We start from the raw sequence: 8,290 nt of genomic DNA on the forward strand, positions 1-8,290 counted from the left end.
CACAAGAACAACTATCGCTGGCGCGAAGACTTCATCTTCGCTGGCGATGGTAGCTCGTCGTCCTACGGACCATAACCTGAAGGGTGAGGCGCGCTCGAGCAAAGCTCGGTCGGACAGCCCACTGGACTGTCCGAAGCAACGAACGGGGCAAAGCCTGCCCCCGAAACCAATCTTCCCAAAGTGCCAGTATCCGAAAGCCCGCATCAAGCGGGCTTTTTGCGTTTTTGTCCTTCAATCGTCCTGGCGCGGCCCATCAGTGCTTCCAGGATTGCCTTCTCGTTGAGAAACTCGAGTTTCTTCTTGCCAGATGCGAAGGTAAGGATCGCGGCAAGACCGCCGCGCAGTACGATCACCAGTTCTGTCCTATCGGGTATGAGATCGATACGGCTTCCCAGCGCGCGAAGTTTATCGGCGGCTTGTGCCCGAGTTTCTTCATCACCGAGCTGGTCGTGGAGGGCAGCAATCTCCTCATGATAATGCTTTGCCAGATTGGGATGGAGCAGGGGAGGTGGTTCTTCCGCACCGTCGAGGAAGCCGGTCAGTTCTCAAGCGTTGGCAGAGAGCCAGAAGCAGCTCTCGGACCTCATGAATAAGTGGGAGGCAGCAATGTCCGTCGAACGCCTTTTCAGGAGGCGGAGAGACGTTTGGAGGGCGTGGAGACTGAACGACGTGCCCAGCTCACGGAACGTCTCGCGTTGGCGAGAGCCATGCTCGGTACGCTGGATCCCTTCGACTATCTTGAAGAGTGGCTGGTACCCGAGGAGCGATATAAGTCGAAATACAGCCAAACTTGAGCCTTAGGGGCATAGATGTGGGACGCACGGAGCTTGGGTCGCATATCTGACGCGGCGCTACTTGCCTCGAATGACCGACTGGAGTCTAGGCGCCGCGTTGGGATGTATGGTAGAGGCGCTCGATTGAAAAGTTGCTGCTTGCCAGAGCTTCCCTTGATCGTTGGAATTTGATACGAATCCTCGGACTATACGTCCTTAGTTCCGAGCTATCGTATCAATGCCCGAATCTATCTCCCAGCGCCAAATCGCCCACGCCCTCCTGACGGCGCGTGGGATCGCGCGTCTTGTAGAGCTGCGCGATGCTGGCGTAACGGCCGCCACGATGAGCCGCATGGAGCGGGATGGGGAGGTGCTCCGGCTTGCACGGGGCCTTTATCAGCTCTCCGACGCGCCGCTCGACGCCAACCACAGTCTGGCCGAGGCCGCTAAACGCCTACCCAAGGGTGTTGTCTGCCTTGTGTCGGCCCTCGCGTTCCACGGCCTGACCGACCAGCTTCCGAAGCAGGTGTGGCTGGCGATAGGGCGGAAGGATTGGGCTCCCAAACCCGACAGTACGCCTATTCGGATCGTGCGCTTCACCGACAGACTGCTCAATGAAAGCGTAGAGACCCATGTCGTCGAAGGTGTGCCCGTAAAGGTCTTTGGGATCGTCAAAACAATCGCGGACTGTTTCCGATATCGCAACAAGATCGGTCTGTCGGTGGCGATCGAGGGCCTCCAAGAAGTGCTCCGTCAGCGTAAGGCCACCCCCGGTGAAATTGCCAGGCAGGCCGAGCGTGGCGGTGTCGCCACGGTCATCCGGCCGTATATCGAGGCGCTGACTGCCAATGGCTAAAGAGATCAAGAACATCGGCGCCTCGGTGCGCGCACGTCTGCTGCAACTCGCCAAGGCAAGTGGCCAGAGCTTCGACCTGGTTCTGACCCGCTTCGCCCTCGAGCGGCTGCTCTTCCGACTCAGCCGGTCAAGCCATGCCGACCGTTTCGTGCTGAAGGGCGCCATGTTGATGATGAGTTGGTTCGACGACCCACACCGCGGCACGCGCGACCTTGATCTGCTGGGTTTCGGTGATCCGAGTGCGGAGCTAATGCTGGCGACGTTTCGGGAGATCCTGGCGCAGGACGCCAGCGATGGCGTCGAGTTCGACGCTGACGCACTTCGCGTCGACCGCATTCGCGAAGAGCTGGAATATGGCGGGCTGAGGCTGAGGACGACAGCTTCGATCAGCGGCGCCCGGATCAGCCTGACGATCGACATCGGCTTTGGCGATGCGCTGGAGCCTGGCACCGAGGAGCTGGACTATCCTTCGATGCTGGACTTTCCCATGCCCCGGCTGCGGGGCTACGCCCGGGAGACTGTCATTGCCGAGAAATTCCAGGCGATGGTGGCGCTGGGGCGTGCCAACACTCGGATGAAAGATTTCTACGACATCTGGATTCTCAGCAGGTCGTTCGATTTCAGCAATGACAGGTTGGTGCGGGCAATTACCGGCACTTTCGAACGGCGTGAGACGCCGATCCCAACGGTGCTACCGGATGCTTTAACGGAAGCATTTGCCCAGGATCAGCAAAAGCAACGGCAATGGCGAGCGTTTGTTGAAGACGTTGCCCATAACCCGGGTGAATTGATGGATGTCATCACGGATATCGCCGGATTCCTGATGCCTCATGCCGCAGCCGCGAGCCGGAGCAAATGAGCGGCTTGGTGTCTACCATCGAATATATCGTGCCATGGAGCGCTTCGGCGAGGATGACTGTCTGGGGGGATTCGAACCGGGCTTAGGTCGACAGCCTAAGCCGCTAGCCTTGGGATGGGCCGTTCAACCAATCGTAGGAATCGTTGGTTGCGAGCCCCGCAACCAATCTTTCCAAAGAACATCACCAAGACCGGTAGCTCGGCAGGATCAGAACCTGAAGGGTGAGGCGCGCTCGAGCAACGCTCGGTCGGACAGCCCACTGGACCCTCCGAAGCAACGAACGGGGCAAAGCCTGCCCCCCGAAACCAGTTTCTTCATAACGCAATCAATGTAATGATCTAGGCGGCGTTGGACGGGTGCAGCGCGCGGAGAAACGGGCTAACGACCGATTTCTATGCCGTCGATCGTAGAATCTGACCTTCCCAAACTAGACTCGCTGTGGGCTACAAAGAAATAGCGAAGCTGGCCGACATAGTATCCTCTCATCTTGCTATCGCCTTTCCGATCGCATTCGAGAGGCCACGCGTGACCTGCAAGGGACCTGTGAATGGTGTTTGCTTCGATTGGTTCACCGATCTTGCACGACATTTCGAATTTCTTCGGCCCAGCGGTGGCGGGCATTTCAATCTCAAAGGAGAACTCCTGACCTGCAGCCCAGGTTCCTGAATTCACCGTCAGCGATGTGGTAAGTGTAACGTCACTGGCTTCAGCCATGTTCGAGTTCATTTTGGATTTCAACTGGACTGGCCCCAACACTTCACGGTCGACGGAGACCCCCCGATCGTAGATTTCCTGAACGCGTGTGGTTCCATCCTTCTTAGGTTTGATAACGACAATCACCTGTCTGCTGGTCTGCACTAAGCTGCTTTTGCTCGTTTGAGTGATCTTGGCTTCCGATACAACAGGTTCGTCAGGCAGAATGGACAGCAGCCTTGCGACTGCTTTGGCGACTTCCGTGGGGATCGCCACATCTTCTATTCCGCGCTTAGGTGGAAGCGGCGGTTTTGGCCTGCTCGTAATTCCACCTATTCCGGCAAAGCTTTTCAGATCCATCGATGTATTGCATGCAATTTCTTTGGCGGCTGCATAGCTGTCTGACGGTGTCAGCGCCGTGTCTTCCTCCGGAGCGATCATCCCGTCGGTCACTGTTCCATCGGGCATAAAGTCGTATCCCACCAGGATGCTATACCGGCTCGTATCGCAATTCAGCCGCACGAACTCACGCTTCGAGTCAAACGGAGCATTGTAAGGAGGATCGAAATTGATCGTTGGATAGTCGTGACGCATCCAAAGGGTTGCCACCGCTCCTATTCGTTTCACACTGCTGATATCGACCTGGGTGAGCGCTCCCTCTTGCTCGGTCCTCACATTGACTAGACGTTCTGGTTGAAGAGGCAGCTTGCAGGCCCAGTCGTAGAAGACCTGGTCGGTATCAGCTGCTTTGAAATCGACCGACGCATAACGGTCCTGTGACTTGCCGTTGTTGTAATAGCGGCCTGTGACCTTACCGAGACTACCATTCGCCCAGGAAATGCGCAGTGCCTGATTTTGGCAATCAAGGTCATCGGCAATCACAAAGTTTGCCGCACCTTCACGAGGGGTATTCCGATGTATGAGATAGACACGGTCTCCAATCCGGTGGGCGGATTCAGGCAAATACTCGAGGCCTGGCATTGTAGCGATCGTTTCCCACTGGCCCGCAATTGCCGAAGGACCAAAAAGCAAAAAGCAAACAAGAGCAATTTTACCAACAACGTGCGCTTCCAACGACATGGTTACCCTGTTCCTTTCGATTCGATATCAAATTCTTAGATTGGAGATTGAACGTATGATTGATGAGAACTGGATCAGGGGCTGGCCTGCCAATACGGCGTGCTCCCTGCAGCGCGCAATCTTGCCGATCGGGAACAAATCCCTGGCTGGTTAGAGAGAGTCAATGCCGGTGGAGACTTGGAATGTTTGCATTTTTAGAATTTTACGACAGCTAGCGCAATCGCGTGAGCGAGACACATCGCTTGCTCCATGTGCGTTTCAGCATCAAGAATTGCCCCGAACATCTGTGTGTTGAACCCCGCCGTGATTTGATCCGCCTTCCTGCTTGGTGCTGACCAGGATCGACTTGAGACAAGGCAATGAAGACATTACGCTTCATGACGGTCGCTCGGTCACGGCGAGATGGCAAACTGGGCGAATTTTGCGCGGAATTCAACAGGTGCCTGAGGTGCCACCGTATGCAGCGGCGACGAGACGGTGTTGTCCGCGCGGGCGGCCCATCCGAAGCCGGTCTCCCCGTCTTCCGCTGCCTCGCCTGCGATGTGCACTTCCGCCGCACCACCGGCACGCCGCCGTCGGGCCTGAAGTTCAGAAAGCTGGAGCTATTCGTCCGGCTGCTGTCGCAGCAGCGGCCTATCACCGATGCGGCCGAGATGATTGACGTCAAGGTGGTGACAGTCATCCGCTGGGTGAAGCGCATGCGCCAGTGGATCCCGGAGCTCGATCCCTCCGGTTACTGGGAGGCAAAGGTGCGGCTCGGCCGACACGATGCATTATCGCGGCTTTGCTTCGGACACCGGCGAGCGGAAATGCCGTTGCGACAACTGCGGCCGATATTGTCGCCTATCGGAGGCCCTGCGCGAGGGCGAGGCGATCTCCGCCATCGAGCACCGCGTGGTGAAGCGCCCGCCGTCGTCACGACGGAAACTGCAGGCTCAATAGCGATCGCCAATCGAAGGAGGCGGCTGCGACTAATTATGTCAATTAGTGGAGGTGAATGTTGTAGAATTAACACGCCTCCCTAAAAACGTGTGATAACTGGTGCGGTGCACCCACTACTTTCTGATGCATAGATTGGATTTCTGCTATCCAACAGCCAGGCTGATGATCAGCCGCACATGGTATTGAGTGCTGTTTCAGAAATTTGATGATCGATAGACGGGCGGGCTTTTCCGCTCGGCTGAATGACGTTGCTTTCAGGAAGGTTTGCATGACGTTTGCGACTTTGGCTAACGCATTTTCCGTCAAGACCCTCGCATCGGCGGTCTTCATCTCATCAACCCTATACGCGTCGTTCGGCCTTGCTCAGGAACAGCCGGCAGCACCCGCCAATGCAGGTACTCAGCAAAGCCCTGCCGCGACAGCCGCCGGACAGACACAACCGGCGCCACAAGCCCGCGTGCAGAAGTTTGACGACTGGTACTATCGCTGCATCGACGGCAAGGCCGCAGACGGTTCTGCAGCTACGCATTGCGAAGTGGCACAGATCGCGACGGTGAAGCAGGGTGACCAGGACGTCAATGTGCTGACGCTCGCCATCGCCAAGGCCGATGCACCGGCCGCACCGGACAAGAAGACAGCAAAGCAGCCGGCAAGCGATCTGGTGCTGACCGCGCTCGTGCCCCTCAACATGTACCTGCCGGCAGGCTTGAGCATCGACGCGGCTGATAAGCCTGTTGTGCAGCTGGCCTATCGCAACTGCAACCAGGCCGGCTGCTGGTCACAGCAGAAGCTGGACACAAAGACGATCTCAGCGCTTGCCAAGGCGGCGGATGGGGTTGGTCATGTGCAGATGATGAATGGCCAGAAGGTTAACATCAAGTTCTCCCTGAAGGGTCTGTCGGCGGCATTGGATGCGCTGCAGAAGTCTGCCTCCAACTGACGTAAAGGCAGACAGGCTTATGACGTCAGCCCGGCGCGCAGCTGCCCCTCGCCACAATATCGTTTTGACCGCCAGCGCACTGTTGGCGGTAATTTTTGCGATATCACCTGCAGCTGCCCAGACGCCAAATGACGACTTCGCCCGCCGGCAGGCGCAGGAGGCCGAGCAGCAGCGTCTGGAGACTTTGGGACGGATGACCCCGAAGCCGGCGCAGACCGAGGCTCAGCAACCGGCCGCATCTGGTGGCCAGAAGGCTGGCCCGTGCTTTGCCATCACCCATGTCGAGGTGGAAGGCGTCAAACAGTTTTCGGCCACCGCTATCGACACGGTGACCGCACCTTATGCGAACCGCTGCGTCGGCGTCGGTGAGATCAACTCGCTATTGCGCGACCTGACGCACCTCTACCTCAACAAGGGCTTTGTCACCTCGCGTGTCTACGTGCCGGCCCAGGATATCGCCGGAACGAAGGTGCTGCGCCTGGTGGCGGTCGAGGGCACGCTCTCCGACATCTACATCAACGGCAAGCCGGCCCCTGGCTCCGGCATGCTGGCGACTGCCTTTCCCGGTATGAAGGGTCACATCACCAATCTGCGTGATATCGAACAGGGCCTCGATCAGATCAACCGTCTCTCGTCCAACAACGCCAAGACGGCGATGCTGCCGGGGAAGACGGACGGCACCTCGATCCTCAATATCGAGAACAAGCCGGATCACCCCTGGCATCTCTCTTTCGGCAACAGCAATCTCGGCCAGGAGCAGACGGGATATTCCAAGTCCTCGGCCTCGGTCGGCTATGACAATCTGTTCGGCATCAACGATCAATGGAACTTTTCCTACGAGCATAGCGGCCCGGACTACCCCTGGCGGGACGATGGCGTCGGCAAGAGCAACAGCTATTCCGGCAATGTCAGCGTGCCCTACGGCTACTGGACATTGTCGCTGAATGGCTCCTGGTATGGCTATGACAGTTCGGTTCCGGGGAATTTCGGGACACTGCAAACATCCGGCGACAGCAAGCAGGTCGGTATCGGCGCCGACCGGGTGATTTTCCGCGACAAGGATTCGATCACCACCCTCAACACTGGCCTGACTTACAAGGAAACCAACAATTTCCTGCTCGGCAGCAAAATAGAGGTCGGCAGCCGCAAATATACGGCCGGTGATCTCGGTATTTCCCATTCCCGCCGCATGCTGGGAGGCCTTTGGGTCTTCGATCTCTCCTACAGCCAGGGACTTAATCTCTTCGACGCCGTCGCACCTGGCGATGCCGGGGCAGGTGACGCCGATCCTCGTTTCTCCAAGTTCAGCGGCACGATCACGGTGACGCGGCCCTTCGAGGTCAGCGAACAGCGCTTCGAGCTCAATTCGATCGTGACCGGACAATATTCGCCAGACAATCTGTTCGGGGCCGAGCAGATCTCGCTTGGCGGCTATTCCTCGGTTCGCGGCACGCGCGAGACCATGCTTTACGGCAATAACGGCTTCTTCGTCCGCAACGATCTGGTCTGGCGCACACAGCCTTTCGCCGACAACGCGGAGCTTGCGAAGATCCTCGGCGAATTCCGGCCCTATGTCGGCCTCGACTACGGGCGGATCGCACGCCAAGCGCGCTATCGCATTGATGGCGGTGACATGCTTGGCTGGACGGCTGGCGCCAAGCTCGCCGGCGGTCATGTCAATTTCGATATCGGCTATTCGGACATATTCGGCGGAACGACAGATCGGCGCGATGCCGGGCTGTTTTTTGTAAGCACTTCGGTGCGGTGGTGACGATGGGCGCCAGCCGCACATTCACCAGTTTCATGGCTGCACCCGCCGCAACCTATTTGCGCCGATTGCAACATCAATTCTCTGGCCGGGCCTTGCGTCCGATGAATATGGCTCACCGCTTAAGTAGCGTGCTCTAGGAAGAGGCAGAACGACAGTGGCAGACATCAAAAGGTATAATAGCAAAGTACCGACGTCATCACGCCCCGTACTGGCGTTGGCCCGAGAGTTCACCGCGATCTTGCTGAGCGGCTTGCTTGTTTTCCAGCCGATGCTGGCAAATGCGCAGTCGGTTTCGGCAAGCACCACCGCACCCGCCGCCAACCAGCCGGGCGTAGGGACTGCCCCGAACGGCGTACCGTTGATCGACATCGTCACC

At 57.8% G+C, this 8,290-nt stretch carries 8 protein-coding genes; 5 read left to right on the plus strand and 3 right to left on the minus strand.

Going from position 1 to position 8,290, the window contains the following annotated elements:
• Nucleotides 1-203: 203 nt before the first annotated feature.
• Nucleotides 204-353, minus strand: a complete 150-nt coding sequence (locus RRH01S_RS34605) for a hypothetical protein (RefSeq protein ID WP_161600022.1) — start codon at nt 351-353, stop codon at nt 204-206.
• A gap of 658 nt (nt 354-1,011) precedes the next feature.
• Here RRH01S_RS34605 and RRH01S_RS32840 point away from each other — a divergent pair.
• On the plus strand, nt 1,012-1,629 hold the full coding sequence (locus RRH01S_RS32840) for a type IV toxin-antitoxin system AbiEi family antitoxin domain-containing protein (protein WP_034516992.1): 618 nt from the start codon (nt 1,012-1,014) through the stop codon (nt 1,627-1,629).
• On the plus strand, nt 1,622-2,488 hold the full coding sequence (locus RRH01S_RS32845; RefSeq protein WP_042477762.1) for a nucleotidyl transferase AbiEii/AbiGii toxin family protein: 867 nt from the start codon (nt 1,622-1,624) through the stop codon (nt 2,486-2,488). The genes RRH01S_RS32840 and RRH01S_RS32845 overlap by 8 nt, the downstream gene beginning before the upstream one ends.
• Nucleotides 2,489-2,866: 378 nt before the next feature.
• Here the strand turns inward: RRH01S_RS32845 and RRH01S_RS32850 are convergent, their stop codons facing one another.
• Complete coding sequence (locus RRH01S_RS32850; protein WP_042477764.1) at nt 2,867-4,261, minus strand: surface-adhesin E family protein; 1,395 nt, start codon at nt 4,259-4,261, stop codon at nt 2,867-2,869.
• A 392-nt stretch (nt 4,262-4,653) separates the two neighbouring features.
• Complete coding sequence (locus tag RRH01S_RS35070; RefSeq protein ID WP_229202628.1) at nt 4,654-4,809, minus strand: hypothetical protein; 156 nt, start codon at nt 4,807-4,809, stop codon at nt 4,654-4,656.
• Here RRH01S_RS35070 and RRH01S_RS33875 point away from each other — a divergent pair.
• The 3 genes from RRH01S_RS33875 (at nt 4,804) to RRH01S_RS32860 (ending at nt 7,914) form a co-directional block, all read left to right on the plus strand.
• On the plus strand, nt 4,804-5,286 hold the full coding sequence (locus tag RRH01S_RS33875; protein WP_267880598.1) for a DUF746 domain-containing protein: 483 nt from the start codon (nt 4,804-4,806) through the stop codon (nt 5,284-5,286). The two genes, RRH01S_RS35070 and RRH01S_RS33875, sit on opposite strands and share 6 nt — an antisense overlap.
• A 185-nt stretch (nt 5,287-5,471) precedes the next feature.
• A complete protein-coding gene (locus RRH01S_RS32855; RefSeq protein WP_042477765.1) occupies nt 5,472-6,143 on the plus strand; it encodes an invasion associated locus B family protein in 672 nt (223 codons plus the stop codon).
• 19 nt (nt 6,144-6,162) lie between these two features.
• A complete protein-coding gene (locus tag RRH01S_RS32860) occupies nt 6,163-7,914 on the plus strand; it encodes a ShlB/FhaC/HecB family hemolysin secretion/activation protein (RefSeq protein WP_042477766.1) in 1,752 nt (583 codons plus the stop codon).
• The last annotated feature ends 376 nt before the right edge of the window (nt 7,915-8,290 follow it).

The organism is Rhizobium rhizogenes NBRC 13257 (genome assembly GCF_000696095.1).
Lineage (GTDB): Bacteria > Pseudomonadota > Alphaproteobacteria > Rhizobiales > Rhizobiaceae > Rhizobium > Rhizobium rhizogenes.

Excerpts from the sequence above, each read along its gene's own strand:
- RRH01S_RS32845 (WP_042477762.1), top strand. The coding sequence starts at position 1,622 with ATGGCTAAAGAGATCAAGAACATCGGCGCCTCGGTGCGCGCACGTCTG.
- RRH01S_RS32860 (WP_042477766.1), top strand. The coding sequence starts at position 6,163 with ATGACGTCAGCCCGGCGCGCAGCTGCCCCTCGCCACAATATCGTTTTG.
- RRH01S_RS32840 (WP_034516992.1), top strand. The coding sequence starts at position 1,012 with ATGCCCGAATCTATCTCCCAGCGCCAAATCGCCCACGCCCTCCTGACG.
- RRH01S_RS32850 (WP_042477764.1), bottom strand. The coding sequence starts at position 4,261 with ATGTCGTTGGAAGCGCACGTTGTTGGTAAAATTGCTCTTGTTTGCTTT.
- RRH01S_RS32855 (WP_042477765.1), top strand. The coding sequence starts at position 5,472 with ATGACGTTTGCGACTTTGGCTAACGCATTTTCCGTCAAGACCCTCGCA.